The following is a 23,067-nucleotide window of genomic DNA, read 5'->3' as shown; positions in this document are numbered from 1 at the left end:
ACAACGTGTTCCGATGACCAGCCTTCCGCGTGCACGCCGCGTCCTGATTCGCCGCGGTTCGTTTCGAGTCCTCTCGATTTACACCTTCCTTATGCTGCTCAGCGCCCTCGCCGACCGCATCACTTCCTGACTTTAAACTTCAAGCGCTGCGCACGCCGCGGCAAGGATCCCCCGTGTCCGCACAACAGCAAGTCATCAAGATCGACGACATCAGCGAAGAAAACGCACCGGCCATTTACGTCGCCGGCGGCCTTGGCCAGTTCTTCGACGCGGTAGCCGCTGAAGTCACCGCCGAGGTTCCAGACCTGACCACTCGCAAAGGCCGCGAGCGCATCGCCTCTCTGGCTGCAAAGGTCAGCAAGTCGAAAACAGCAGTGGAAAAGCCGGGCCGCGATTACCTCAAACGCCTGAAGGAAATGCCAAAGGTCGTCGAGGCCGAGTTGCGCGACTTCGTCAACAAGATGGATGCGCTGCGGGACGCCACTCGCCAGCCGCTGACGGACTGGGAGCAGGCCGAGATTGCCCGCACAGACGCTCATGTCGACGCGATACAGCGCATTAAGGATCTGGCCATCTTCGAAGCGGCGCCAACGGCCGAGCACTTGGCCAACATCATCGCCGAACTCGAACCGCTCGAAATGGGCGATAGCTGGGAAGAGTTCTTGGCCGAAGCCGCCCAGGTGAAGGACCAGACGCTGATCAAGCTGCGCACCCTGCACGCCGAGCGAGCGCGCTACGAGGCTGAACAGGCCGAACTGATCCGGTTGCGCGCCGAAGCCGAAGCACAGGCGCAGCGTGATCGTGATGCACAGATCGCCCGGGAAGCTGAAGAGCGTGCCCGCCGCGAAGCTGAACAACGCGCCCAAGCTGAGCGAGACGCCGCCATCCGCCGCGAGCAGGAGTTGCTTGATCAGGCTGCCGCTGCGCAGCGCGCCGCCGAGCAAGCGGCCCGAGATGCAGAGGCACAGGTAGAGCGTCAGCGCCTCCAGCTTGAGCAGCAGGCCGAGCAGGCTCGACTGGCGGCAGAGCAGGCGGAAACGAACCGCATCGCCGCCGAGCAGCGTGCCGAACAGGAGCGCCAAGCCGCAGCGAAACGTGCCGAACAGGCCGCAGAACAAGCGCGTGCCGATGAGCGCCGCCGCGCCGATGCAGCGGCTGCCGAAATCGTTCGCCAGCAGCAGGCGCGAGAGGCTGACCTGGAACACAAAAAGCAGATCAACCGCGCCGCTCTGGAAGCCTTCATCGAAGGCGGCATGACCGAGGAATGCGCCAAGCAGGCAATCACCCTGATCGCCCAGCGCAAGATTCCCGCCATTTCAATCAGCTACTGAGGTCGCCATGTCTACGGAAATCATCATGCCGGATCAGCGTCGCCAGGCGGTGACACCAATCACTTCGGACACAAGCATCATGGCTGTAATCAGTCGAGCGGCCTCAGATCCGACGTGCGACATCAACAAGCTTGAGCGCCTGATGGAAATGCATGAGCGCATGCAGGCTCAGAACGCGAAACAACTGTACGACGAGGCGCTCGCGCAGATGCAGGAAGAAATGCCTGTCATCGGAGAGCGCGGTGGGATCAAAGACAAGAACGGCCGGATTCAAAGCACGTATGCGCTTTGGGAAGACGTGAACGAAATGATAAAGCCCGTAATGGCCAAGCATGGCTTCGCAATCACCTTTCGCACGCCGCGCAATGAGCGAGGCATCGAGGTTGAGGGCGTGCTTAGCCATCGCGGCGGTCATCGCGAAACTACCTCGATTGTATTGCCGGTGGACGCTACCGGTAGCAAAAACGGCGTTCAGGCAGTCGCATCCAGCGTCAGCTACGGCAAGCGGTACACCGCCGGCCTGCTGCTGAACATCACCACGACCGGTGAAGATGACGACGGCAACGGCCCGCCAGCTCAAATCACGCCGCGAGTTACGTCCGCCCAGGCCACGCAGCTAGCCACGTTGCTGGAAAAGTGCAGCGACAAGGCCAAGGAAGCATTCAAGAAGATCCACGGCGCGCCTGCTTCTGTTGAGAAAGCGATGTTTGACCAGGTGCTGGGCATGCTCACTAAGTCAGCCGCACAGAACGCCGCGGCTCAGGGGAATTCAGATGCAGATCATCACTGAGGTTGAGCAGGGCTCGCAGGAATGGCTGGCTCTGCGGCTGGGCATCGTCACCTGCTCGGAGCTGGAATGCTTGCTGGTTAACGGCAAAGGTGAAGCCGGCTTCGGCGCCGGCGCCTTCACCTACATGAACACGCTTATCGGTGAGCGCATCACCGGCGAGGCTGCCGACCCTTTCCAAGGGAATCGACACACCGAGCGCGGCCATGAGCTGGAAGGTGTCGCCCGGAACCTCTATGAGCAGCGCGAGGAAGTTGAAACCAAGCAGGTGGCGATCATCCTCAACCACGGCGCCGGTTACTCGCCTGATTCGCTTGTCGGGCCTACAGGCCTGACGGAAATCAAAACAAAACTGCCAAAGTTTCAGGTGGAAGTGATTCTGTCCGGCGAGATTCCGAAGGAACACGTCGCACAGTGCCAAGGCGGACTTTGGGTCTCGGAGCGCGAGTGGATCGACTTTGTGTGCTACTGGCCGGGCATGCCGCTGTTTATCAAGCGCGCCTACCGCGACGAAGCAATGATCCGCAAGCTCTCGGAGCGGGTGAAAACCTTCTACGAGATCCTTGAGGATCGCATGAACCAGGTATTGGGGATCGCAGCATGATCAGCAACCACCTCAACCTCGTCGAGCAGCACCGACCCGACGCCGAGTCGATCTCTGAACGAATCGCGCAATACCTTGCCGCCGGCGGGCAGATCGACCAACTGAAAAGCCCGCCTCGCAATCATCTGCCGCCGCCTCGCTCGACTCGAATAGACCCTGAAACGGTCCTCAAGCGGCGTCCGAAGCCGATATCGGCTGCTGACCGCAAAGCCCTGCGCAAAATGGCGGACGCGCTATGAAGTCGAAACGCGAACCAAACAACGGTTTCGCCCGGGCTGAGCGCAGTTGCCGGGCGCTGCTGCGCACCAACCACGTCGCGGTCGTGAACATCGATCCCAGCGGCAGCCAGATCATGGCGAACTGGAAGAGCTGCCGGCAGATCCGCAGTCTGGCGATCGCCAACGCGATATTCGACTTCTCCTACCACTGGACGATCTACATCGGCGCCATGTGTCGCGACGAGCGCGGCGCCGAGTACATCAAGTCGATGGAGATCTCGCCGGAGGGCATCTACAAGGTTGAGCGCCTGACCGACGCCATCGAGCATTACTACCTGGAGCTGCGCAATAGCGCGAACCCTAGTCATCTGGTCGCGTCAGGTTGGATCGCCATTCCGGACGAAGTTTCGATGGATGAAGCCCAAGCCGCGAAGCTGTTCTACGCCGCCGGCGCCTGGCATCAGGTGAAGGTCGCAGCGTGAGACGTTTTCGCACCCAACAACGCAAACGACAGACCTGGCTGGACTTGCCGGCCAGCGGAATTAAAGAGGTAGGCCATGGCCAAGACACAGGAGCCGACGAAGGAAGCGATCAAGCAGAAGAAAAAGCGCGAGAAGTCTGCAGCAAAGGATGCTGCATTGGGCGTCGAGAAGTTTACGGTTGAAGTGGCCGGCGTGTTCAAGCCTGACCTGAAGGCAGTCATGAAAGCCCACGGCATCAACAGCCAGCAAGAGGTTCACCAGTTGCTGCTGATGAACCTGATCGCCGCCGACTTCGAAACCCAGGCCAAGATGCTGCGCTGTGTCACGACACCTTATGTTGTTACAGAAAAGGTGTCGCGACTGATCGAGGCGGCCGGAAGGAAGTCGCTCGCTGACGATCCGCCAGAACCTGAAGACGAAATCGACATTCCGAAATAACCCCTAACCACGCTGCGCATCCGGTCACGGAGGGCGGCGCACACCCGGAGAAAACCATGACTGAACATGCACAGCAATCCGTAGCCGCCGCCGAACTTCCAGAACGCGGTCAACCGCTCGCCGGTGGCACCTTTGTGACGCGCTACTGGCTGAACGGCGAAGAGCGCGCCTTGGTGTTGCTCGACAACGAACTGGCCGGTGCCTGGGGCAAGTATGGCGAAGACGTTTCCGGCGCCAAGAGCTTCAGCGACGGAGCCGCCAACACTCGCGCCATGGCGGAAGCCGGCAGCGATATCGCAGTGGAGGCTCTGGAGCTGGATGCGCACATCCCCTCCTACCTCGAAGGATCCCTGCTGATGGCGGCCAAGGCCGATGGCGTGATCGCCTTGCGCGAAGATCGCTGGCATTGGCTGAGCACGCAGTTCTCCGCCGACTACGCCTACGGCATGGTCTTTGAAGATGGCTGGCTCAGCTACTACGGCAAGAGCGACGGGCGCCTCGTGCGCCCTGTCCGCAGCCTTCCTATTCAGTAATTCAATCCTTCATTGCTTTTATGCAGGCGATTCCCGGGAGTGTCAGGACGACGCTCAGACCAGAAGCTTGCCGGGTAGCGCCGGCGGCCTGCGCCCAATTCGCTCAAAGGAGCATCCAATGCAATCGAATCAACTGGCTACCTACACTCATGGCGACCTGATGATCAGCGGTCCCGATGAAGCGGTTGTGCTGAAGCTGGCGACAATGGCCATCGGCGCTGCACCGAATGTTTCAGCAACTGCTATCCCTGCTGTCGGCGAGATTTGGCCAGGTGAAGGCGGCGTGAACGGAGGTCTGTTTCCAGGCAATGGCAAGCCTTACTACTTGATCGTGCCGACCGGCGCCGACGCGGAAGGCGAGTTTGAGTGGGGTGGTTACCGCAGCGAACTCAACGGCGCGAAAAGTCATTGGGATGGGATGGGTAACACGGCCGACCTGACTGGCGCCGATGACTCCCATCCGGCTGCCCAGTTCTGTTCCGTCTTCGAGCGTGAAGGACACAGCGACTTCTACCTGATGTCCCGCCGCGAGGCTTCTTTCCTCGAAATAACGCTAGGTGACAAGGAGGTCTTCAGTAAGCGCTACCACTGGACCAGCACGCAGTTCTCCGCCAACGGCGCCTACAGCATGGACTTTGAAGGTGGCTGGCTCGGCTACTACGCCAAGAGCGACGAGCGCCTCGTGCGCCCTGTCCGCAGACGATTTATTTAGTCATTCAATCCTTCATTCATGGGCGCGATAGCGCCCTCGCTTTTCAAGGAGGCCAGGATGGCCCTTCACATGGATCTGGAGATCCACAAGGTCGCCGAAGAACTGCTGGGCATGTCGCTCGACCTGGTCCGAAATATCCCGCGCGACCTGAAGCAGGTGGTCGGAGCAAAGATCAGGGATGAATGCCTGCAAGTTCTAGTGCTGATCGGTCGGGCCAATATGTCGCGAGACAAACTGCCCCACCTGAACCTCCTGCTGGAAAGCATTTGGATGCTGAATTACTTGCTGCGCGCGCTCACTAACAGAGCGCTCATCAGCAAGAGTCAGCACGCCAAAGCGATGAAGTTAACGGCCTCTGTAGGCCGCCAGGCAAATGCCTGGAAGAAGTCCGCAGCCGCGCCCGCTGCGTGAGGGTTAAGGCTCTCTCGTCTGTGCGCAAAATCTGGTCGAGCCGCTGACCCTTGGGTCACCGCCATGCACACAAAAGAAACCGCCGGTCTAAAGCGTCCGCGCAGGTCTTGTGCAGTTTCCTTGCTGATCGGCGCAGCCTTCGGCAGGGCGATGTAGATAGCTCGATAGGTCGCAGTTCTCCGCCAACAACGCCTACAACATGGACTTTGAAGATGGCTGGCTCAACAACAACGACAAGAGCGACGAGCGCCTCGTGCGCCCTGTCCGCAGATTTAAGTGTTGCACCCTTCCAGTTCGAGGATCTCGTCCAAGCGTATTACGACTGTCGCCGGAACAAGCGGAACACCGCGAGCGCTCGACGGTTCGAGAAGGACATGGAGATCAACTTGCTGGAGCTTCACGACGACCTGACCCGCCTCGGCCTGTGCGGTCAGGTCGCGGTGCTGCCCGGCTGGGAAAACTCGAAAGGTGCACGGCTCGAAGTGCACATTGCCCGCGAGCTCGGCATGAAGGTTGTGAATGCCCATGATCTGGTATCGATGGAGATTGCAGGATGAGCGAAATCACCAGAGGCGTGATCGGCATGCCACTTGAGATGGCGATGGAGAGCGAGCTATCGCGCCGACAGTTCCACAGCATTGCGCAGGAATTGCTTCGTGACTTCGACCGGGTCACCGCCGAGCGTGACGCCCTGCAGGAGCGACTGAACGCAGCGGATCAGCGGATTGATGAGCTGAACCAGGAGCGCAAAAGCCTGATCGCATACGGTCGCAGCAATGGCCTCGATGAGGCCTCGACCCTGTGCAGCCGCATGGCGTACGACACCTATTACCCGGCCGGCTCACGCTTCAAACACTTCGTGCCGAAAGCGCAAGAGAAGCTGGGCAACCTGCTCATCAAGGCGGCCAACGCAATCGCCGATCTGCCGGATGGGCCATACGAGCGGCACCGGGCTCGTCAGCAGAAGAAAGCGGAAAAGTCCGCCACCGCCTGACAAGAGTACATCTGTACTCCTCCCGCAAAATTACTCCCTCCCCCTTCAAAGTCAGCCGCTATAGCGGCAAGGACGAAGTCATGCCTGAAGAAAATGAAATTCGCCTCAACAGCGCGGCGCGCGATGTCATCGCCGAGCGACAGCGCCAAGTATCTGACGAGGGCTTCTCGCTGTATCGCGACGACCAGTACGTGAATGGCGAACTTGCCGAAGCAGCATCCGTCTATGCAAGTCTCGCCGGGAAGCCGCGCTGCCGGAGTACGGCCTGGCCCCGTGTGGTCGGTGAGTTCAAGCCGAGTGCTGATCGGCGCCGCGACCTTGTGAAGGCGGCGGCACTGCTGCTGGCCGAGATTGAGCGAGTTGATCGCGTTGGCCTGATCAAGCACTGGCCGGTAAATCGGGATGAAAACGGTATGTTCTGGCACCCGGATCTGCCGTCTTTCGAAGAAGGTGACGGCGACAAGTGCAAGAAATGGATCGCCGAACAGGGCTTAGTTGTGAAGATGTCCAGCATTGAGGATGCCGCGGACGAGATATCGGAGCGCTACTTCGACTCCCACGATCCGGATTGCAGCTATTGGGAGCCGGATCGTCCAGATGGTGAAGGCTGGTTCTGCCTGTCGATCCACGACACCGACGATGGCCCTGTCTGCTGGTGGGCACGCCGCGAGGTGACGCCATGAAGGCTCTATCAATCCGCCAACCTTGGGCATGGCTAATCCTCCACGGCGGAAAGGACATCGAGAACCGCACCTGGCACACGAAGCATCGAGGCCGGTTCCTGGTTCACGCCTCGTCGAGCTGCACCCGCAAGCAATGGTCCGAGGCCGTTTCATTTGCCCTGAAGGCCGGATTGATCAATCACCCGGCAGAGGTTCCACCAATCAATGAACTGCTGCTCGGCGGCATCGTCGGCTCGGTGGAGTTGGTTGACAGCGTCGATAGCAGCGACTCGCCTTGGTACATGGGCGAGAAAGCATTCTTGCTCCGCGATCCAAAGCCGCTGGCTTTCGCTCCAGTGAAAGGCCGGCTCAACTTCTTCGACGTTCCTGACAAATTGGTGACGCCATGATCTTCGCCCCGCTCTACATGGCCTACCTGATCTACAGGGGGCCGTGGCGATGAACAGTTACCAGATCCTGATCGGCGACTGCCTGGAACTGCTGCGGCGGATGCCCGACTGCAGCGTCGACAGCGTGGTCACCGACCCACCGTACGGACTGTCCTTTATGGGCAAAAAATGGGATTACGACGTACCGGCGACTGAGGTCTGGGCCGAATGCCTGCGAGTACTCAAGCCGGGCGGCCATCTGCTGGCTTTCGCCGGAACCAGAACCCAACATCGCATGGCCGTCCGCATCGAGGACGCCGGGTTCGAGATCCGCGACATGATTGCGTGGGTGTATGGCTCCGGATTCCCGAAATCGCACAATCTCGGAGGTTCGCACGAGGGCTGGGGCACAGCATTGAAGCCGGCGCTTGAGCCTATCACTGTGGCTCGCAAACCATTTCCCAGCACGGTCGCTGCCAACGTCATAGCGCACGGGACCGGCGCCTTGAATATCGATCGATGCCGGGTAAAAACCGGAGACGACACGGCTCGGATCAGTAATGGAGCAATCAAGGGCGGAAACTTCGCCGCGGGTGGATCTGCGCCCGGCCCGATCGCCGGCGGACATTCAGATGGACGCTGGCCCGCCAATCTAATCCACGACGGCAGCGCCGAGGTAGTCGCGCTGTTCCCCGCTCAGGCGGGCGCATCGGCACCGGTGACAGGCAACGAACCGACGGCCAACGGCTTCAGCGGCCCGGTCAAGTACAGCGGGATGCGCGAGCGGGTGCCCGGCGCTTTCCACTCTGACAGTGGGAGTGCTGCCCGGTTCTTCTACTGCGCCAAGACCAGCCGAAAAGATCGAAACGAAGGCCTGCTCAGCTCGGACGCTCCCGCTGTCGCCAAGGAAGCAACCATGCGCGACTGCGAAACCGCCGAGTGGAGTACTCGCAACGGCAACAGCCATCCCACGGTGAAGCCGACTGACCTGATGGCCTACCTGCTGCGCCTGGTGACACCGTCCGGCGGCGTTGCTCTCGATCCATTCATGGGCAGCGGAAGCACCGGCAAGGCCGCAATGCGCGAAGGCTTCAAATTCATCGGCTGCGAGATCGACGAGCAGTACGCGGCGATCGCGCGAGTGCGGATTGAACACGAAGTGAGCCGCCAGCAAGAGCTACAAGCCGAATCCGACCAGCTCGACCTATTCGGCACCGCGTAACCCCTCCCCCAACTCAACAGCCTGCCGGTGTACGGCGGGCGAGGTATTCGTATGTCTGAAATCAAGTGCGAACACGGCCACACAGTGCGAATGGGCACCGTCGAATGGCTCGACACGATGACGCTGGATCAGCTTCGCTTCGCCCGCAACACGGCCGCAGACAAGATCAAAGCGGCGGAAGAGCAGCCCAAGCGAATCGTTTGGCGCGTGTGCCGCGGGGCTATCTGCGTGGGCAACTATCGCGAGGAGGATCACGAAAAGGCCGCCGATCATTTCCTGCGCATCTTCAAAGAAACGTTCATGGAAGAAGCGGCCGAATACGTGGCCAAGCCTTACGGGACTGAGACCTTCCGCCGGCAACTGCCGAGCATCGAGGTCGAGCGCTGCACCCAGTTCGAATACGAGAACGAGTGGTTCCCCACCAAAACCGAATAACCACCTTCTGCCGCCACGCGCGGCATGGAGCATCCCTATGTCAAATCGCAGCGCGGCTCAGATCGCGCCCATCCTCCCGCGCTTCATCCGTGCCGGCGAGGCCTACGGCTACCTCGGCATGTGCCGGGATGAATTCAACAAAACGGTCAGGCCAAACGTTCGGGAATTCCCGATTGGGAAACAGGGTATTGGCTTCGACCGGATCGAGCTGGACCAGTGGGCAGACGCCTACGTCGAGTCCATGGCAATTGAAAAAGCCGCCAATCAGGACAACAATCAGCCCCGCAGTGGGCGCCAAGGAGTCAATAAATGGCGCGAAAAACGATCTCCGGTCTCTACGAGAGAAACGGAATCTGGCACATCGACAAGGTCGTCAGAGGTCAGCGACTTCAGGAAAGCACTGGAGCAAGCGAAAGGCAGGAAGCGGAGCAGTACCTGATTCACCGGCTGGAAAAGCTCAGGCAGGAAAAGGTCTACGGTGTGCGCCAGGTGCGAACCTGGCGTGAGGCAGCGACGCGATTCCTGGTGGAGTTCAAGGATCAGGCGTCGATCGGCCTGTCCGCATCACACATTGAACAGCTGGACCCGTACATCGGGGATCTGCCGATCACCCATATAGATGACGGAACACTGGCTGCTTTCAAGCGCGACAGGCAGAAGCCGACGAAGAACGAAAAGGGAAAGGTGAAGCCAGGCGTCTCGAACCGGACGGTGAACATCGCCTTACAGCGAATCGTTCGGATCTTGAACCTGTGCCACAGGAAGTGGCGAGACGCAGAGAAACGGCCGTGGCTGGATAGCGTGCCGATGATCTCGATGCTGGAGGAAAGGAAGTCGAGCAGGAAGCCCTACCCCATGTCATGGGCAGAGCAGTCGATGTTGTTCTCGGAAATCCCTGACCACCTGTTGAGGATGTCGCTCTACAAGGTGAACACAGGTTGCCGCGAGCAGGAAGTCTGCAAACTTCAGTGGGATTGGGAAATCCGAGTGCCGGAACTGGGAACGAGTGTGTTCCTGATCCCTGCTGACTTTGGCGGGAGGAGTGAAAAGTCTGGCGTGAAGAATGGCGATGAAAGGCTGGTGGTGCTGAACAAGGTGGCGATGTCGGTCATCGATGGACAGCGCGGCCTGCATTCGAAGTATGTCTTCCCGTATGGGCAGCCGGACGAAGGCGGCCAAACTCCGATGCACCGGATGAATGACACAGCGTGGAAGAAGGCCAGGGTGAGAGCGGCGGCGAAGTGGGAAATGGAACACAAGTCACCGGCACACCCTGGGTTCAGATCGATCAGGATTCACGACCTCAAACACACCTTTGGCAGAAGGCTTCGTGCAGCGGGCGTGACACTGGAGGATCGGAAGGCGCTCTTGGGGCACAAGAATGGCAGCGTTACGAGCCACTATTCTACCGCAGAGCTTGAGCAGTTGATTGAGGCGGCTAATAAAGTATCAGCGACCGATTCGAGAGGACCGGCACTGACCATCTTGAGGAGGAAAACGGGATGAACCCCCGCAAAAGTCCCTACGCATGAAAAAGCCGAACTGGTGAGAGTTCGGCTAAGTCATTGAAAAATATGGTCGGGACGGAGTGATTCGAACACTCGACCCCTAGCACCCCATGCTAGTGCGCTACCGGACTGCGCTACGCCCCGACTAGGTTTGAAACTCGTTCTCCATCTCGAAGAACGCTCAAGAATATATCGCAAGCTTTTGAAAACTGGAAGTATTTAAAAGCAGGAAATTATTTCTTGAGAACCACCAGAACATCTTCGAGCTCGGCGATCATCTGGCGGATCATTTGCTTGTATTGGGTGGTGTCGTCTTTGGCTTCATCGCCGGACAGACGCAGGCGCGCGCCGCCGATGGTGAACCCCTGATCATAAAGGAGCGCGCGGATCTGCCGGATCATCAGCACGTCCTGGCGCTGATAATACCGGCGGTTTCCGCGGCGTTTGACGGGGTTGAGCTGAGGAAACTCCTGCTCCCAGTAGCGCAGCACATGCGGCTTTACCGCACACAGCTCGCTGACTTCACCGATGGTGAAGTAGCGTTTGCCCGGGATGACGGGTAGTTCGTCGTTATGACTTGGTTCCAGCATAAGCCTCAACTCGGGCCTTCAACTTCTGCCCTGGACGAAAGGTGACCACACGGCGAGCCGTGATCGGGATTTCTTCCCCCGTTTTCGGGTTGCGGCCAGGCCGCTGGCGTTTGTCCCGAAGGTCGAAATTGCCGAAACCCGACAATTTGACCTGCTCGTTGTCTTCAAGAGCGTGCCTGATTTCCTCGAAAAACAGTTCAACCAATTCCTTGGCTTCCCGCTTGTTCAGGCCCAGCTCTTCATACAGACGTTCCGCCATCTCAGCTTTCGTCAAAGCCCCCATACGTCACTTCCTTAACGTGGCGTTCAACCTTTGTTCGAGCGAGGTGAGGATATTTTGCGTCGTCGAATTCACCTCATCGTCATTAAGAGTGCGCGATGGATGCTGCCAGGTCAAGCCGACTGCGAGGCTTTTTCTATCAGGATCAATGCCTTTACCCTGATACACGTCAAATAGCCTGAGGTCTGTCAGCCATTCGCCTGCATTTTCACGGATTACGTCCAGTACAGCCGAGGCTGCAACGTCTTTGTGCGCAATCAGTGCCAGGTCACGACGCACTTCAGGAAAGCGCGACAACTCGTGGAATTTCGGCATCTTACCCAGAGCGACTTCAGCCAGAACCAGCTCGAAGACGAAGACCGGACGGTCGAGACCCAAAGACTTCGACAACTCAGGGTGAATCGCGCCGATAAAGCCGACTTCACGCCCTTCCCGCTCGATGCGCGCGGTCTGGCCCGGATGCAGCGCAGGATGTTTGCCCGGCGCAAAAGTGAACTGATCCAGCGCACCGGCAAAGCCCAGCACCGCTTCTACGTCAGCCTTGACGTCGAAGAAGTCGACAGTATCGCGACCTTGCGCCCAGCCTTCCGGCAGACGGCTGCCGCACACCACACCGGCGATCATCGGCTCTTGCTTCAGACCTTCCAGCTGACCGACAAATCGCAGACCGCTCTCGAACAGACGAACACGATCCTGCTGACGGTTGAGGTTGTGCTGCAACGCCTTGACCAGGCCCGGCCACAGCGACGAACGCATGGCGGCCATGTCATTGGAGATCGGGTTCGCCAACAGCAGCGGCTCGACGCCCGGGTTGAACAGTTCGAACTGCTTCGGATCGATGAAGCTGTAAGTGATCGCTTCCTGATAACCACGAGCGACCAGCAGACGACGCAGCTCCGGCAGATCGCTGCGCGCTTCGGCCTTGGCCTGTGGCGCCAGACGAGCTTGCGGGTAACGAACCGGCAGACGGTTGTAACCGTACAGACGTGCCAGTTCTTCGATCAGATCGACTTCCAGGCTGATATCGAAGCGATGGCTCGGCACTTCTACGCGCCACTGCCCTGCTCCGTCGGCGGAAACCTTCAGACCCAAAGCGTTGAGCAGACGCTCGACTTCCGCCGAATCCATTTCCATGCCCAGCATCTGGGTGATGCGCTGAGCACGCAGGGTGATCGGCGCGATCGACGGCAGATGCTGCTCGCTGACGGTCTCAATGATCGGGCCGGCTTCGCCACCGGTGATTTCCAGCAGCAGGCCAGTGGCGCGCTCCATGGCTTCACGGGCCAGTTGCCAGTCCACGCCACGCTCGTAGCGGTGCGAAGCGTCGGTGTGCAGACCATACGAACGAGCCTTGCCCGCCACTGCGATCTGGTCGAAGAACGCACTTTCAAGGAACACGTCGCGAGTGGTCGCGGAAACGCCACTGTGCTCGCCACCCATCACGCCGGCAATCGCCAGAGCGCGAGTGTGGTCGGCGATCACCAGCGTATCGCTGCGCAGGCTGACTTCCTGACCGTCGAGCAGAACGAGCTTCTCGCCATCTTCCGCCATGCGCACACGGATGCCGCCATTGATTTCGGCGAGATCGAAGGCGTGCAGCGGCTGGCCCAGCTCGAGCATCACGTAGTTAGTGATGTCGACGGCGGCGTCGATGCTGCGGACTTCGGCGCGACGCAGACGCTCAACCATCCACAGCGGCGTCGGCCTGGACAGGTCAACGTTACGGATGACACGGCCCAGGTAACGCGGGCAGGCAGCAGGTGCCAGGACTTCTACCGAGCGCACTTCGTCGTGCACCGCCGGAACGGTCATCACCACCGGGCGAGTGACCGGGGCGTCGTACAGCGCGCCGACTTCACGGGCCAGACCGGCCAGGGACAGGCAGTCGCCACGGTTCGGAGTCAGATCGACTTCGATGCTGGCGTCTTCCAGGTCCAGATAAACACGGAAGTCTTCGCCCACCGGCGCATCGGCCGGCAGCTCCATCAGACCGTCATTGCCTTCACCGACCTGCAGCTCGGATTGCGAGCACAACATGCCGTTGGACTCGACACCACGCAGCTTGGCCTTCTTGATCTTGAAGTCGCCCGGCAGCTCGGCACCGATCATCGCGAATGGAATCTTCAGGCCCGGACGCACGTTTGGCGCACCGCACACGACCTGAAAGGTTTCCGCGCCATTGCTGACCTGGCACACGCGCAATTTGTCGGCATCGGGATGCTGCTCGGTGCTCAGCACCTCGCCCACCACCACGCCACTGAAAACACCGGCGGCCGGCGTAACGCTATCGACCTCAAGACCGGCCATCGACAGACGTGCAACCAGCGCGTCGCGATCTACCTGCGGGCTTACCCAGCCACGCAGCCATTGTTCACTGAATTTCATCCTGCTCTCCTAAGAATTCGTTACGACTAGCGAAATTGCGCGAGGAACCGCAAGTCGTTGTCGAAGAACAGACGCAAGTCGTTCACGCCGTAACGCAGCATGGCCAGACGCTCAACGCCCATGCCGAAGGCAAAGCCCGAGAACTCTTCCGGATCGATCCCGGACATGCGCAACACGTTCGGGTGAACCATGCCGCAGCCCATCACTTCCAGCCAGCCAGTCTGTTTGCAGACGCGGCAGCCTTTACCGCTGCACATCACGCATTCCATGTCGACTTCGGCGGAAGGCTCGGTGAACGGGAAGTACGAAGGACGGAAACGCACGGCCAGCTCTTTTTCGAAGAACACCCGCAGGAATTCTTCGATCGTGCCTTTGAGGTCGGCGAAGTTGATATCGCGATCGACCAGCAGGCCTTCGACCTGGTGGAACATCGGCGAGTGGGTGATATCGGAGTCACTGCGATACACACGGCCTGGGCAGACGATGCGGATCGGCGGCTTTTTCGATTCCATGGTGCGGACCTGTACCGGCGAGGTATGGGTGCGCAGCAACATGTTGGCGTTGAAATAGAAGGTGTCATGCATCGACCGGGCCGGGTGGTGGCCTGGGATGTTGAGCGCCTCGAAGTTGTGATAGTCGTCTTCGACCTCAGGGCCTTCGGCAATGCCGTAGCCGATATGGGTGAAGAACTGTTCGATACGCTCCAGAGTCCGGGTTACCGGATGCAGACCACCGGAGGTCTGACCACGGCCCGGCAGGGTCACGTCGATGGATTCGGCAGACAGTTTGGCAGCCAGTTCGGCTTCCTCAAACAGAGCCATGCGCGCATTGAGAACGCCTGTGACACGTTCCTTGGCAACGTTGATCAGGGCGCCGACCTGCGGACGCTCCTCTGCCGGCAAATTCCCCAGGGTCTTCATCACCTGAGTCAATTCACCCTTTTTGCCAAGGTATTGAACCCGGATTTGCTCCAGGGCATTGATATCTTCAGCGCTTTGCACAGCCTCTAGTGCTTGAGAGACCAGCGCATCCAGGTTTTCCATGTACAGACTCCAGATACAAAATAGGGGAAGAGCTTGAAGGCTCTTCCCCTATTTAAGACGTTTACCACCTGGCCCCACGGAGGTGAGGCCGGGTGATTGTCGGGGGTACTTAAGCCAAGGTGGCTTTAGCTTTCTCGACAATCGCAGCAAACACCGCTTTTTCGTTCACTGCCAGATCAGCCAGAACCTTACGGTCGATCTCGATGGACGCTTTTTTCAGGCCAGCGATGAAACGGCTGTAGGACAGACCGTTAACACGAGCACCAGCGTTGATACGAGCGATCCACAGAGCGCGGAACTGACGTTTTTTCTGACGACGGTCACGGTAGGCGTATTGGCCTGCCTTGATTACCGCTTGCTTGGCAACACGGAATACGCGGGAGCGTGCGCCGTAGTAGCCTTTAGCAAGTTTCAGAATTTTTTTGTGACGTTTACGGGCAATGACGCCACGCTTTACACGAGCCATGAGTTACTTCCTCTATTCTTGATCCAAAAATTAACGAAGGCGCAGCATGCGCTCGACTTTTGCCACGTCAGACGGATGCAGCAAGCTGCTACCGCGCAGTTGACGCTTACGCTTGGTCGACATTTTGGTCAGGATGTGGCTCTTGAAAGCGTGCTTGTGCTTGATACCGTTAGCAGTTTTCAGAAACCGCTTAGCAGCACCACTTTTGGTTTTCATCTTTGGCATGTTCGGATACTCCGCATTCAGTTGATAAACATAATCAGAAGGCCTGCCGTGCCCTGTTGATTACTTCTTCTTTTTCGGGGCGATGACCATGATCAGCTGGCGTCCTTCCATCTTAGGATGCTGTTCGACCGAACCGTACTCGAGCAGGTCTTGTTCAACCCGCTTGAGGAGTTCCATCCCCAGCTCCTGGTGGGCCATCTCACGGCCGCGGAATCGCAAGGATACCTTGGCCCTGTCCCCGTCACTCAGGAAACGTACCAGGTTGCGCAGTTTTACCTGGTAATCCCCTTCCTCCGTCCCTGGACGAAACTTGATTTCTTTTACCTGAATCTGCTTCTGGTTTTTCTTCGCCGCAGCAATCTGCTTCTTCTTTTCGAAGATCGATTTGCCGTAGTCCATCACCCGGCAAACCGGTGGGACTGCGTCTGCAGAGATTTCTACCAGATCAAGCTTTGCTTCTTCAGCAATACGAAGCGCTTCATCAATCGAGACGATGCCAATCTGCTCGCCATCAGCGCCAATTAACCGAACCTCGCGTGCCGAGATATTCTCGTTGATCGGGGCTTTCGGTGCAGCTCGTTTATCTTGTCTCATTTCACGCTTAATAATAATTACTCCGAATCTGGGCGACCACGCCGGGAAACCGCTTGCGCGAGAAACTCAGCGAACTGGGCGACGGGCATCGAGCCCAGGTCAGCACCTTCACGAGTACGCACAGCGACAGTCTGCATCTCGACTTCCTTATCCCCAATAACCAAGAGATATGGAACCTTGAGCAAAGTATGCTCGCGGATTTTAAAGCCGATCTTTTCATTTCTCAAGTCGGACTTGGCACGAAACCCGCTTTCGTTGAGAGTTTTTTCGACCTGAGCGACGAAATCTGCCTGTTTATCAGTGATATTCATGATCACTGCCTGGGTTGGCGCCAGCCACGCAGGGAATGCACCTTCGTAGTGCTCGATCAGAATCCCGACGAAACGCTCGAACGAACCGAGGATCGCTCGGTGCAACATCACCGGATGCTTGCGGCTGTTATCTTCGGAGACGTATTCAGCTCCCAGACGCACAGGCAGGTTGAAATCGAGCTGCAAGGTACCACACTGCCACACGCGGCCGAGGCAATCTTTCAGCGAGAATTCGATCTTCGGACCGTAGAACGCCCCTTCACCCGGTTGCAGATCGTACGGCAGGCCAGCGCTATCAAGGGCTGCAGCCAGGGCTGCTTCGGCGCGATCCCACAGCTCGTCGGAACCGACGCGTTTTTCCGGACGAGTGGACAGCTTCATCTCGACATCGGTAAAGCCGAAGTCGCGGTAAACATCCATGGTCAGCTTGATGAACGCAGCGGATTCGGCCTGCATCTGCTCTTCGGTGCAGAAGATGTGGGCGTCATCCTGAGTGAACGCACGCACACGCATGATGCCGTGCAGCGCACCCGACGGCTCGTTACGGTGGCAGGCACCGAACTCGGCCAGACGCATCGGCAGCTCGCGGTAGCTCTTCAGGCCCTGGTTGAACACCTGCACGTGGCAAGGGCAGTTCATCGGCTTGATGGCGTAGTCGCGGCTTTCCGACTCGGTGGTGAACATGTTGTCGGCGTAGTTGGCCCAGTGCCCGGATTTCTCCCACAGGCTGCGGTCAACGACTTGCGGCGTCTTGATCTCGAGATAGCCGTTGTCGCGCTGCACCTTGCGCATGTACTGCTCGAGTACCTGGTACAGCGTCCAGCCATTCGGGTGCCAGAACACCATGCCCGGTGCTTCTTCCTGAGTATGGAACAGGCCCAGGCGCTTGCCGATCTTGCGGTGATCGCGCTTTTCAGCTTCTTCGATACGCTGGATGTAAGCAGCCAGTTGCTTCTTGTCTGCCCACGCGGTGCCGTAAACGCGTTGCAATTGCTCGTTCTTGGCATCTCCGCGCCAGTAGGCGCCGGACAGCTTGGTCAGCTTGAAGGATTTCAGGAAGCGGGTGTTCGGCACGTGCGGACCGCGGCACATGTCGACGTATTCTTCGTGATAGTACAGACCCATGGCCTGCTCGTTCGGCATGTCTTCGACCAGACGCAGCTTGTAGTCTTCGCCACGGGCCTTGAACACTTCGATCACTTCGGCACGCGGAGTGACTTTCTTGATGACGTCATATTCCGTATCGATCAGCTGTTGCATGCGCTGTTCGATGGCCGCCATGTCGTCCGGAGTAAAAGGACGCTCGAAGGCGATGTCGTAATAGAAGCCTTCGTCGATAACCGGCCCGATGACCATTTTTGCAGTCGGGTACAGCTGCTTGACCGCATGGCCGACCAGGTGGGCGCAAGAGTGGCGAATGATCTCCAGCCCCTCTTCATCCTTTGGCGTGATGATTTGCAGCGTCGCGTCGCTGTCGATGATGTCGCAGGCGTCGACCAGCTTGCCGTTGACCTTGCCGGCCACGGTGGCCTTGGCCAGACCGGCACCGATGGATGCGGCGACCTCGGCTACGGAAACCGGGTGATCGAATGAACGTTGACTGCCGTCGGGAAGAGTAATAGTTGGCATGGCGCCTCCTCTCCTAGTGGTGACCCCTACCAAAGGTCACGTGGGTTGGGATGAGCCAGTACAAGATCCGATCCAGGCCATTCAATGACGAACGCCTGCCTTACAGCGGCAGGAGCCTTGCGGCCAACCGGAAAACCGAACCAGAGTGACTGGGATTCAAATCAGAAAATTCGTGCACTGCCGCTACCGGGACTGAAGGTCATCCGGAGCCTGCGAACGCCCGAGCGAGGCATGCTAGCACAGATGAGCGGTCACCGATGCACTCAGGTTTTACCGAGAGGCAAATCGTCTGTTTTATGCCAGAGTGCTGAACTTGATCGGCCGTTGGGCCCTCAGATAACAAGACATTGACCCACAAGGAGCATCCTCGCATGCGTCTTAACACCCTGCTTGCCGCAGTCGCCCCCCTCGTTTTTCTGCTGCCGCTGAGCGCCCACGCCGACTGGCCAAAGGGCGAGCGTGAGAAATACATGGCTCAGTGCACCCAGGCGGCCACCCCGCAAATCGGTGCCGCTGCTGCAAAATCTCACTGCGCGTGCGGTGCCGATGCCATCAAGTCCTACCCTGCCAGCGACATTCAGGCGCTGATGGACAACAAAGCCAGCCAGGAATTGCAGCAAAAAGCCCTGGGGCAAATTGCCAAATGCAAGGCCAATACCCCGGCGAAAAAATGATGAATCAGGCCTTTTCAATGCCCCCAGCACCGCTGAAAAGCATCTGAATCAGGCTTTTTCGAACGTTTTATGCAGGTTTTACAGGTTTTTTTATTGTCTTTATTTTTCGCTCGAAGCCTTTTAAACCGGGGCCTCCAGCCGAAACAGGCAGGAAAGAAAACACGACTGATTGGCAAACAGCACGTCCGGGGGGCTACCAAAGCGAACATTTCGACTATGATACCCCGGTGTGCCCAGTTGGCCTGAGCAGCACAGTACTACTGAAAATATATGTTTCTTGGAGATACACCATGTCTAATCGCCAAACCGGCACCGTTAAATGGTTCAACGATGAAAAAGGCTTCGGCTTCATCACTCCTCAAGGTGGCGGTGACGACCTGTTCGTACACTTCAAAGCTATCGAAACTGACGGTTTCAAAAGCCTGAAAGAAGGCCAAACCGTTTCCTTCGTGGCTGAGAAAGGCCAAAAGGGTATGCAAGCTGCACAAGTTCGCCCAGAGTAATTTCTCGGCGCACTAAAAAAACCCCGTCCATGTGACGGGGTTTTTTATGGGTGAAACAAAAGCCCGAAGGCTCAGCCGCAGTTGACGCGGGTGATCACCAGGTTCTGATCGGTATTCAGGTTAAGGCGATCGGAACGGTACTCCAAAGTAATCATGTCATTCGGCTTGAGGAACCGGGCGTTCTGCGCACCGGCTTTCTTGCGTGCTTGCTCCAACAGCTCCGGCGAAGCTTTCTTGCCGAGAGCGAACTCCGCAGCCGATGCTTCACAACGACCATGTCCAGCCTCAGTCGCCACGGGATCCTTCTGCGACTCGCTGGAGGTCGTAGAGCAACCAGCCAACAGAGCAACGGCCATCAGTGCACCCAGTGACGCGAACTTCCAAGGCATTGAAGCCTCCTTATTTCAATTTTGAGCAGAGATCGTGCGACCGCCAATACGGCGTTTGGTTTCACGCTGAGTGCTATCACCCTGCCCCACGATCGGAAAAACGCCGAGTGTGCCTGAGCAACGCCTGAAGCATCACCCGGTAAAACGTCACTGAATATTAATGACGTTCAGTAGACATCAATGTAGTCGTAGGGCGGATTCGGCCAGTTGTCCTTGAGCGCATTGAAAATCTGCATGACCCAGACTTCGTCGCTGGCTGCGACATTTCCCACGTATCCCGAGCCTTTTGCCCAGGTCTCCAGACGAAACAGCAGGCCATCGATATCCTGGCCGCCAGTGACACCCGAAGAGATATAGGCGATTCCGCCCTTGGTCACGCGCAACTGGGTGTGTTCGTCATCACTGGCCGATGCCAGCATCCGGCGGACAGCATCAAGGGTCAGGCCGTCGGGGCTATTCAAATCGATCTGCACAGCGCAATCCTTGTTTTTTTGCGGAAACGACCAAGTGTCGCATAGCCCTGCGCTCATGCCTAAGTCGCAGTGCCAAACGCTCGGCAAAGTGGTTAACTCAAAACTCCGATCCCGCGACCGAGCCTTGCCATGACCACCGTAAGCATTACCGCCGACATCAAGGCCACCTGGCCACAAGGGCACAGTTCTTACAGCCCGGGCAGTCCGGAGGAATTGGCACTGATCAGCATCGACTTGCTGGTGAAGACACTGGGAACACAGGGCGCGCAGTCATTCATCGCCCAGCTGTTCGAGAAGTATCCCGATGACTTCAAAGGAACATCGGACACCGAGAGGGAGTAAAAGCCCGCAAGCTGGCACCTGCGGGCATATGACTTACTTCAGACGCTTCAGACGCTCGGTCAGTAGATCGAAGAAACCCTGGGCATCGCCGTTCTCCACCCAGAAGGCGTTCTTCGGCGCCTTGAGGCCGTCATACCAGTCGACAATGGTCTGGCCGAAGGTCGGGCCTTCACGGCTGTCGACCACCACATTCACCGACCGGCCAGTGAACAGCTCAGGCTTGAGCAGATAAGCCACGACGGTGGCGTCGTGCACCGGACCACCCGGAATGCCGTAGTGCTCCATATCCCCTTTGATGTACTCGTTGAGGATGTCGCCGACAATCTTGCTCGCATTGTTGTTCAGCGCCGCGATCTGCTTCAGGCGCGCATCGCTGGTCAGGATCTTGTGGGTCACGTCCAGCGGCAGGTACGTCAGTTTCACCCCGCTTTTGAGCACCACTTCCGCTGCTTGCGGGTCGGCGTACAGGTTGAATTCAGCCACCGGCGTGATGTTGCCGCCATTGAAGTGGGCGCCACCCATGATCACGACTTCCTTGATCCCCTGAACAATCTCCGGCTCCTGGATCAGGGCCAGGGCCAGGTTGGTCTGCGGACCGAGCATCGCGATGGTGATGCTGTGTGGCTTGGCTTTTTTCAAGGTGTCGATCAGGTAGTTGACCGCATTGCCTTCGGCCAGGCCTTTTTTCGGCTCGTGCACGGTGACACCCGACAGGCCTTCCTTGCCATGGATGTTTTCGGCGTAGATCGGCGTGCGCATCAGCGGTTTCGGCGCGCCGGCGTACACCGGAATCTCTTCCCGCCCTGCCCACTCACGGGCCAAACGCGCATTGCGCGAAGTCTTGTCCAGACGCACGTTGCCGGCCACGGTGGTCAACGCGCGAATGTTCAGCTCCTCCGGGGAGGCCAGGGCAAACAACAGGGCGACCACGTCGTCGGCGCCCGGATCGGTGTCGATGATCAGGTCGATCTTTTCCGCCGCCTGGGCGCCGGTCGCGGTTATCACGGACAAAAGCAGCAGACTCCGAATCAGTTGGTGCATTTTTTGAGCATAGCGGTGCATGGCGCATTCCTTGTGCAGATGAAATCAAAAGGGGCGAACCCTGTTTAGAACGTAACTCCAGACACCAGAACGATGTTGCAGTACGGCTGGCATTCGCCCGTACGAACAATCGCTCGTGCCTGTCGGCTGAGTACTTTGAATTGCTCGTGACTGAGCAGGTCACGCCGCCCCAGCGAGCCTTCGTCATTCAGCTCGTCCAGCGTGGACAGCGCGGTCGGTTGCTTGTCGAAGATCTCCTTGGCCAGCGCGTGGCTTTCCACCTGCATTTCGCTGAGCACGACTTTCAGGGTGCTGACGAAATCCGGCACGCCGTGCGTCAACGCGAGGTCGATCAACTCGACACCCGGCGGCACCGGCAGGCCGGCATCACCGATCACGACCATGTCGCCGTGGCCTAGGGAAGCAATCAGCCGCGACAGGGCGACATTGAGCAAAGGAGTCTTTTTCATGCGGGTTTGAATGCCTGTACGTCGGAGGTGGTGGGAATGGACGGCTGGGCACCTGCCCGGGTAACCGACAGGGCCGCAGCAACCTGCCCGAAACGAATGGCCTCGTCCTCGGTTTTGCCGGCCGCCAGTGCCGCCGCAAATCCGCCGACAAAGGTATCCCCGGCGGCGGTGGTATCCACAGCCTTCACTTTGGGTGCAGGAAAATGCTGGTAACCCGTGCCGTTGGCGAACAACGAGCCTTGAGCCCCCAGCGTGATGATGACCTTGCCGGCGCCCAGTGAAATCAGGTGCGCAGCGGCTTTTTCAGCGGTCTCCAGAGAGTCCACCGGCAAACCGCTGAGGGCGGCGGCCTCGCTCTCGTTGGGAATCAGGTAATCGATGGCGGCAAACCAGTCTGCCGGCAGCGGGCGAGTGGCCGGCGCCGGGTTGAGGATGACCGTCTTGCCCAGTTCACGTCCGCGTTTTAGCGCATGGCCTACGGTGGCATCGGGGATTTCCAGCTGGCAGATGATCACGTCGGCCGCTTGCAGCACGGCGTCGAATCGATCGATGACCGCCGGGGTCATCGAGCCATTGGCACCGGCCACGATGACAATCGCGTTCTGACTGTTGTCATCGACCACGATCAGCGCCACGCCACTGGAGTCCTCCACCACGCTGACCGCCTGACAATCGATCTGCTCGGCCAGCAATGCGTCGCGCAATTGCACGCCATAGTCATCGTTGCCGACACAGCCGACCATCGACACCTGTGCACCCAGCCGGGCGGCAGCTACGGCCTGATTGGCGCCCTTGCCACCGGACACCGTCGCGAAGGAATGGCCGATCAGCGTCTCACCGCCCCGGGGCAAGCGCGGCGCCCGGGTGACCAGGTCCATGTTCAGGCTGCCTATTACCACTACATTTGCGGACATACATCACTACTC

General features: G+C 58.6%; 33 protein-coding genes, 1 tRNA gene and 1 pseudogene. 21 read left to right on the top strand and 14 right to left on the bottom strand.

Annotated elements, in window-relative coordinates; genetic code table 11:
* Positions 1-173: 173 nt before the first annotated feature.
* The 18 genes and pseudogenes from M5G18_RS11465 to M5G18_RS11375 all read left to right on the top strand — a co-directional run bounded on the left by M5G18_RS11465 (position 174) and on the right by M5G18_RS11375 (position 10,724).
* Positions 174-1,331, top strand: coding sequence for a coiled-coil domain-containing protein (locus M5G18_RS11465; RefSeq protein WP_273899941.1), 1,158 nt, complete (start codon positions 174-176; stop codon positions 1,329-1,331).
* A gap of 7 nt (positions 1,332-1,338) precedes the next feature.
* Positions 1,339-2,121 (top strand): ERF family protein, encoded by a 783-nt coding sequence (locus M5G18_RS11460; protein WP_273899943.1) that lies wholly within the window; start codon positions 1,339-1,341, stop codon positions 2,119-2,121.
* On the top strand, positions 2,105-2,722 hold the full coding sequence (locus M5G18_RS11455) for a lambda exonuclease family protein (protein ID WP_273899944.1): 618 nt from the start codon (positions 2,105-2,107) through the stop codon (positions 2,720-2,722). Before M5G18_RS11460 ends, M5G18_RS11455 begins: the two co-directional genes overlap by 17 nt.
* The gene (locus M5G18_RS11450) at positions 2,719-2,961 is read left to right on the top strand and encodes a hypothetical protein (RefSeq protein ID WP_273899946.1); all 243 of its coding nucleotides are present in this window, start codon (positions 2,719-2,721) and stop codon (positions 2,959-2,961) included. Before M5G18_RS11455 ends, M5G18_RS11450 begins: the two co-directional genes overlap by 4 nt.
* Complete coding sequence (locus M5G18_RS11445) at positions 2,958-3,422, top strand: hypothetical protein (protein WP_273899947.1); 465 nt, start codon at positions 2,958-2,960, stop codon at positions 3,420-3,422. The genes M5G18_RS11450 and M5G18_RS11445 overlap by 4 nt, the downstream gene beginning before the upstream one ends.
* A gap of 75 nt (positions 3,423-3,497) precedes the next feature.
* Positions 3,498-3,860 (top strand): hypothetical protein, encoded by a 363-nt coding sequence (locus tag M5G18_RS11440; protein ID WP_273899948.1) that lies wholly within the window; start codon positions 3,498-3,500, stop codon positions 3,858-3,860.
* Positions 3,861-3,916: 56 nt separating this feature from the next.
* Positions 3,917-4,393: an Lcl C-terminal domain-containing protein gene (locus tag M5G18_RS11435; protein ID WP_273899950.1), complete on the top strand. Its 477-nt coding sequence runs from the start codon at positions 3,917-3,919 to the stop codon at positions 4,391-4,393.
* Between the two features lie 118 nt (positions 4,394-4,511).
* Positions 4,512-5,105 (top strand): DUF1566 domain-containing protein, encoded by a 594-nt coding sequence (locus M5G18_RS11430; RefSeq protein WP_273899951.1) that lies wholly within the window; start codon positions 4,512-4,514, stop codon positions 5,103-5,105.
* 57 nt (positions 5,106-5,162) lie between these two features.
* The gene (locus M5G18_RS11425) at positions 5,163-5,516 is read left to right on the top strand and encodes a four helix bundle protein (RefSeq protein WP_273899953.1); all 354 of its coding nucleotides are present in this window, start codon (positions 5,163-5,165) and stop codon (positions 5,514-5,516) included.
* A 212-nt stretch (positions 5,517-5,728) separates the two neighbouring features.
* Positions 5,729-5,926 (top strand): annotated as a pseudogene (locus M5G18_RS11415) (reverse transcriptase); the annotation flags it as partial.
* Positions 5,903-6,073, top strand: coding sequence for a DUF4406 domain-containing protein (locus M5G18_RS11410; RefSeq protein WP_273900054.1), 171 nt, complete (start codon positions 5,903-5,905; stop codon positions 6,071-6,073). The pseudogene M5G18_RS11415 and the gene M5G18_RS11410, both read left to right, overlap by 24 nt.
* On the top strand, positions 6,070-6,510 hold the full coding sequence (locus M5G18_RS11405) for a hypothetical protein (protein WP_273899956.1): 441 nt from the start codon (positions 6,070-6,072) through the stop codon (positions 6,508-6,510). Before M5G18_RS11410 ends, M5G18_RS11405 begins: the two co-directional genes overlap by 4 nt.
* A gap of 413 nt (positions 6,511-6,923) precedes the next feature.
* The gene (locus M5G18_RS11400) at positions 6,924-7,193 is read left to right on the top strand and encodes a hypothetical protein (protein ID WP_273900055.1); all 270 of its coding nucleotides are present in this window, start codon (positions 6,924-6,926) and stop codon (positions 7,191-7,193) included.
* Complete coding sequence (locus tag M5G18_RS11395; protein ID WP_273899958.1) at positions 7,190-7,582, top strand: ASCH domain-containing protein; 393 nt, start codon at positions 7,190-7,192, stop codon at positions 7,580-7,582. Before M5G18_RS11400 ends, M5G18_RS11395 begins: the two co-directional genes overlap by 4 nt.
* 49 nt (positions 7,583-7,631) lie before the next feature.
* Positions 7,632-8,783, top strand: a complete 1,152-nt coding sequence (locus tag M5G18_RS11390) for a DNA-methyltransferase (protein WP_273899960.1) — start codon at positions 7,632-7,634, stop codon at positions 8,781-8,783.
* A gap of 51 nt (positions 8,784-8,834) precedes the next feature.
* On the top strand, positions 8,835-9,218 hold the full coding sequence (locus M5G18_RS11385; protein WP_273899961.1) for a hypothetical protein: 384 nt from the start codon (positions 8,835-8,837) through the stop codon (positions 9,216-9,218).
* 37 nt (positions 9,219-9,255) lie between these two features.
* Complete coding sequence (locus tag M5G18_RS29020; RefSeq protein ID WP_273899962.1) at positions 9,256-9,657, top strand: hypothetical protein; 402 nt, start codon at positions 9,256-9,258, stop codon at positions 9,655-9,657.
* Positions 9,543-10,724: a tyrosine-type recombinase/integrase gene (locus M5G18_RS11375; protein ID WP_273900056.1), complete on the top strand. Its 1,182-nt coding sequence runs from the start codon at positions 9,543-9,545 to the stop codon at positions 10,722-10,724. Before M5G18_RS29020 ends, M5G18_RS11375 begins: the two co-directional genes overlap by 115 nt.
* Before the next feature lie 69 nt (positions 10,725-10,793).
* Here the strand turns inward: M5G18_RS11375 and M5G18_RS11370 are convergent.
* From M5G18_RS11370 to thrS, 9 genes are all read right to left on the bottom strand, one after another.
* A tRNA-Pro gene (locus M5G18_RS11370) sits at positions 10,794-10,870 on the bottom strand.
* Between the two features lie 89 nt (positions 10,871-10,959).
* Positions 10,960-11,316, bottom strand: a complete 357-nt coding sequence (locus M5G18_RS11365; RefSeq protein WP_003179985.1) for a MerR family transcriptional regulator — start codon at positions 11,314-11,316, stop codon at positions 10,960-10,962.
* Entirely contained in the window at positions 11,297-11,599 is a 303-nt protein-coding gene (ihfA, locus tag M5G18_RS11360) for an integration host factor subunit alpha (protein ID WP_002553164.1), read from the bottom strand. Before ihfA ends, M5G18_RS11365 begins: the two co-directional genes overlap by 20 nt.
* Before the next feature lie 3 nt (positions 11,600-11,602).
* On the bottom strand, positions 11,603-13,981 hold the full coding sequence (gene pheT / locus M5G18_RS11355; RefSeq protein WP_273899963.1) for a phenylalanine--tRNA ligase subunit beta: 2,379 nt from the start codon (positions 13,979-13,981) through the stop codon (positions 11,603-11,605).
* Positions 13,982-14,007: 26 nt separating this feature from the next.
* Positions 14,008-15,024: a phenylalanine--tRNA ligase subunit alpha gene (gene pheS, locus M5G18_RS11350; RefSeq protein WP_011333387.1), complete on the bottom strand. Its 1,017-nt coding sequence runs from the start codon at positions 15,022-15,024 to the stop codon at positions 14,008-14,010.
* Between the two features lie 109 nt (positions 15,025-15,133).
* The gene (gene rplT, locus M5G18_RS11345; RefSeq protein WP_007913489.1) at positions 15,134-15,490 is read right to left on the bottom strand and encodes a 50S ribosomal protein L20; all 357 of its coding nucleotides are present in this window, start codon (positions 15,488-15,490) and stop codon (positions 15,134-15,136) included.
* A gap of 30 nt (positions 15,491-15,520) precedes the next feature.
* Positions 15,521-15,715 (bottom strand): 50S ribosomal protein L35, encoded by a 195-nt coding sequence (gene rpmI, locus M5G18_RS11340; RefSeq protein WP_002553160.1) that lies wholly within the window; start codon positions 15,713-15,715, stop codon positions 15,521-15,523.
* Positions 15,716-15,775: 60 nt separating this feature from the next.
* Positions 15,776-16,327: a translation initiation factor IF-3 gene (gene infC, locus M5G18_RS11335; RefSeq protein WP_169432615.1), complete on the bottom strand. Its 552-nt coding sequence runs from the start codon at positions 16,325-16,327 to the stop codon at positions 15,776-15,778.
* Positions 16,327-18,249: a threonine--tRNA ligase gene (gene thrS / locus M5G18_RS11330; RefSeq protein WP_007956031.1), complete on the bottom strand. Its 1,923-nt coding sequence runs from the start codon at positions 18,247-18,249 to the stop codon at positions 16,327-16,329. Before thrS ends, infC begins: the two co-directional genes overlap by 1 nt.
* A 371-nt stretch (positions 18,250-18,620) precedes the next feature.
* On the opposite strand from thrS, the gene M5G18_RS11325 reads away from it, so the two are divergent.
* Complete coding sequence (locus tag M5G18_RS11325) at positions 18,621-18,923, top strand: hypothetical protein (protein WP_262157856.1); 303 nt, start codon at positions 18,621-18,623, stop codon at positions 18,921-18,923.
* 290 nt (positions 18,924-19,213) lie between these two features.
* Complete coding sequence (locus M5G18_RS11320) at positions 19,214-19,426, top strand: cold-shock protein (protein ID WP_007956027.1); 213 nt, start codon at positions 19,214-19,216, stop codon at positions 19,424-19,426.
* 71 nt (positions 19,427-19,497) lie between these two features.
* On the opposite strand, the gene M5G18_RS11315 is transcribed toward M5G18_RS11320, so the two are convergent.
* Together M5G18_RS11315 and M5G18_RS11310 are read right to left on the bottom strand one after the other, a co-directional pair.
* A complete protein-coding gene (locus M5G18_RS11315) occupies positions 19,498-19,815 on the bottom strand; it encodes an I78 family peptidase inhibitor (RefSeq protein ID WP_273899976.1) in 318 nt (105 codons plus the stop codon).
* A gap of 167 nt (positions 19,816-19,982) precedes the next feature.
* Positions 19,983-20,288 carry a hypothetical protein gene (locus M5G18_RS11310; RefSeq protein WP_007956024.1) on the bottom strand — a complete coding sequence of 102 codons (306 nt, stop codon included), beginning with the start codon at positions 20,286-20,288 and terminating at the stop codon, positions 19,983-19,985.
* Between the two features lie 129 nt (positions 20,289-20,417).
* Between M5G18_RS11310 and M5G18_RS11305 the strand changes: the two genes are divergently transcribed.
* Entirely contained in the window at positions 20,418-20,630 is a 213-nt protein-coding gene (locus M5G18_RS11305) for a hypothetical protein (protein ID WP_007956023.1), read from the top strand.
* 33 nt (positions 20,631-20,663) lie between these two features.
* Here M5G18_RS11305 and M5G18_RS11300 read toward each other — a convergent pair whose 3' ends face one another.
* From M5G18_RS11300 to rbsK, 3 genes are read right to left on the bottom strand one after another with little or no spacing between them, the layout of a single operon-like run.
* Positions 20,664-21,692 carry a nucleoside hydrolase gene (locus M5G18_RS11300; protein WP_085612793.1) on the bottom strand — a complete coding sequence of 343 codons (1,029 nt, stop codon included), beginning with the start codon at positions 21,690-21,692 and terminating at the stop codon, positions 20,664-20,666.
* A 44-nt stretch (positions 21,693-21,736) separates the two neighbouring features.
* A complete protein-coding gene (gene rbsD, locus M5G18_RS11295; RefSeq protein WP_007956017.1) occupies positions 21,737-22,141 on the bottom strand; it encodes a D-ribose pyranase in 405 nt (134 codons plus the stop codon).
* Positions 22,138-23,055: a ribokinase gene (rbsK, locus tag M5G18_RS11290; RefSeq protein WP_273899980.1), complete on the bottom strand. Its 918-nt coding sequence runs from the start codon at positions 23,053-23,055 to the stop codon at positions 22,138-22,140. The genes rbsD and rbsK overlap by 4 nt, the downstream gene beginning before the upstream one ends.
* Between the last annotated feature and the right edge of the window lie 12 nt (positions 23,056-23,067).

It is taken from the genome of Pseudomonas aphyarum (assembly GCF_028657055.1).
GTDB classification, from domain to species: domain Bacteria; phylum Pseudomonadota; class Gammaproteobacteria; order Pseudomonadales; family Pseudomonadaceae; genus Aquipseudomonas; species Aquipseudomonas aphyarum.
This window is presented reverse-complemented; position numbering and strand designations above follow the sequence as displayed.

What these genes read in the sequence shown, in the direction of transcription:
- M5G18_RS11455 (WP_273899944.1), top strand. Translation starts at nt 2,105, where the DNA reads ATGCAGATCATCACTGAGGTTGAGCAGGGCTCGCAGGAATGGCTGGCT.
- rbsK (WP_273899980.1), bottom strand. Translation starts at nt 23,055, where the DNA reads ATGTCCGCAAATGTAGTGGTAATAGGCAGCCTGAACATGGACCTGGTC.
- M5G18_RS11430 (WP_273899951.1), top strand. Translation starts at nt 4,512, where the DNA reads ATGCAATCGAATCAACTGGCTACCTACACTCATGGCGACCTGATGATC.
- pheT (WP_273899963.1), bottom strand. Translation starts at nt 13,981, where the DNA reads ATGAAATTCAGTGAACAATGGCTGCGTGGCTGGGTAAGCCCGCAGGTA.
- M5G18_RS11320 (WP_007956027.1), top strand. Translation starts at nt 19,214, where the DNA reads ATGTCTAATCGCCAAACCGGCACCGTTAAATGGTTCAACGATGAAAAA.
- M5G18_RS29020 (WP_273899962.1), top strand. Translation starts at nt 9,256, where the DNA reads ATGTCAAATCGCAGCGCGGCTCAGATCGCGCCCATCCTCCCGCGCTTC.
- M5G18_RS11405 (WP_273899956.1), top strand. Translation starts at nt 6,070, where the DNA reads ATGAGCGAAATCACCAGAGGCGTGATCGGCATGCCACTTGAGATGGCG.
- M5G18_RS11440 (WP_273899948.1), top strand. Translation starts at nt 3,498, where the DNA reads ATGGCCAAGACACAGGAGCCGACGAAGGAAGCGATCAAGCAGAAGAAA.
- rpmI (WP_002553160.1), bottom strand. Translation starts at nt 15,715, where the DNA reads ATGCCAAAGATGAAAACCAAAAGTGGTGCTGCTAAGCGGTTTCTGAAA.
- M5G18_RS11450 (WP_273899946.1), top strand. Translation starts at nt 2,719, where the DNA reads ATGATCAGCAACCACCTCAACCTCGTCGAGCAGCACCGACCCGACGCC.
- M5G18_RS11315 (WP_273899976.1), bottom strand. Translation starts at nt 19,815, where the DNA reads ATGCCTTGGAAGTTCGCGTCACTGGGTGCACTGATGGCCGTTGCTCTG.
- pheS (WP_011333387.1), bottom strand. Translation starts at nt 15,024, where the DNA reads ATGGAAAACCTGGATGCGCTGGTCTCTCAAGCACTAGAGGCTGTGCAA.
- rplT (WP_007913489.1), bottom strand. Translation starts at nt 15,490, where the DNA reads ATGGCTCGTGTAAAGCGTGGCGTCATTGCCCGTAAACGTCACAAAAAA.
- M5G18_RS11300 (WP_085612793.1), bottom strand. Translation starts at nt 21,692, where the DNA reads ATGCACCGCTATGCTCAAAAAATGCACCAACTGATTCGGAGTCTGCTG.
- thrS (WP_007956031.1), bottom strand. Translation starts at nt 18,249, where the DNA reads ATGCCAACTATTACTCTTCCCGACGGCAGTCAACGTTCATTCGATCAC.
- M5G18_RS11365 (WP_003179985.1), bottom strand. Translation starts at nt 11,316, where the DNA reads ATGCTGGAACCAAGTCATAACGACGAACTACCCGTCATCCCGGGCAAA.
- M5G18_RS11435 (WP_273899950.1), top strand. Translation starts at nt 3,917, where the DNA reads ATGACTGAACATGCACAGCAATCCGTAGCCGCCGCCGAACTTCCAGAA.
- M5G18_RS11325 (WP_262157856.1), top strand. Translation starts at nt 18,621, where the DNA reads ATGCGTCTTAACACCCTGCTTGCCGCAGTCGCCCCCCTCGTTTTTCTG.
- M5G18_RS11305 (WP_007956023.1), top strand. Translation starts at nt 20,418, where the DNA reads ATGACCACCGTAAGCATTACCGCCGACATCAAGGCCACCTGGCCACAA.
- M5G18_RS11425 (WP_273899953.1), top strand. Translation starts at nt 5,163, where the DNA reads ATGGCCCTTCACATGGATCTGGAGATCCACAAGGTCGCCGAAGAACTG.
- M5G18_RS11395 (WP_273899958.1), top strand. Translation starts at nt 7,190, where the DNA reads ATGAAGGCTCTATCAATCCGCCAACCTTGGGCATGGCTAATCCTCCAC.
- M5G18_RS11385 (WP_273899961.1), top strand. Translation starts at nt 8,835, where the DNA reads ATGTCTGAAATCAAGTGCGAACACGGCCACACAGTGCGAATGGGCACC.
- M5G18_RS11390 (WP_273899960.1), top strand. Translation starts at nt 7,632, where the DNA reads ATGAACAGTTACCAGATCCTGATCGGCGACTGCCTGGAACTGCTGCGG.
- ihfA (WP_002553164.1), bottom strand. Translation starts at nt 11,599, where the DNA reads ATGGGGGCTTTGACGAAAGCTGAGATGGCGGAACGTCTGTATGAAGAG.
- rbsD (WP_007956017.1), bottom strand. Translation starts at nt 22,141, where the DNA reads ATGAAAAAGACTCCTTTGCTCAATGTCGCCCTGTCGCGGCTGATTGCT.
- M5G18_RS11400 (WP_273900055.1), top strand. Translation starts at nt 6,924, where the DNA reads ATGTTCTGGCACCCGGATCTGCCGTCTTTCGAAGAAGGTGACGGCGAC.
- M5G18_RS11460 (WP_273899943.1), top strand. Translation starts at nt 1,339, where the DNA reads ATGTCTACGGAAATCATCATGCCGGATCAGCGTCGCCAGGCGGTGACA.
- M5G18_RS11445 (WP_273899947.1), top strand. Translation starts at nt 2,958, where the DNA reads ATGAAGTCGAAACGCGAACCAAACAACGGTTTCGCCCGGGCTGAGCGC.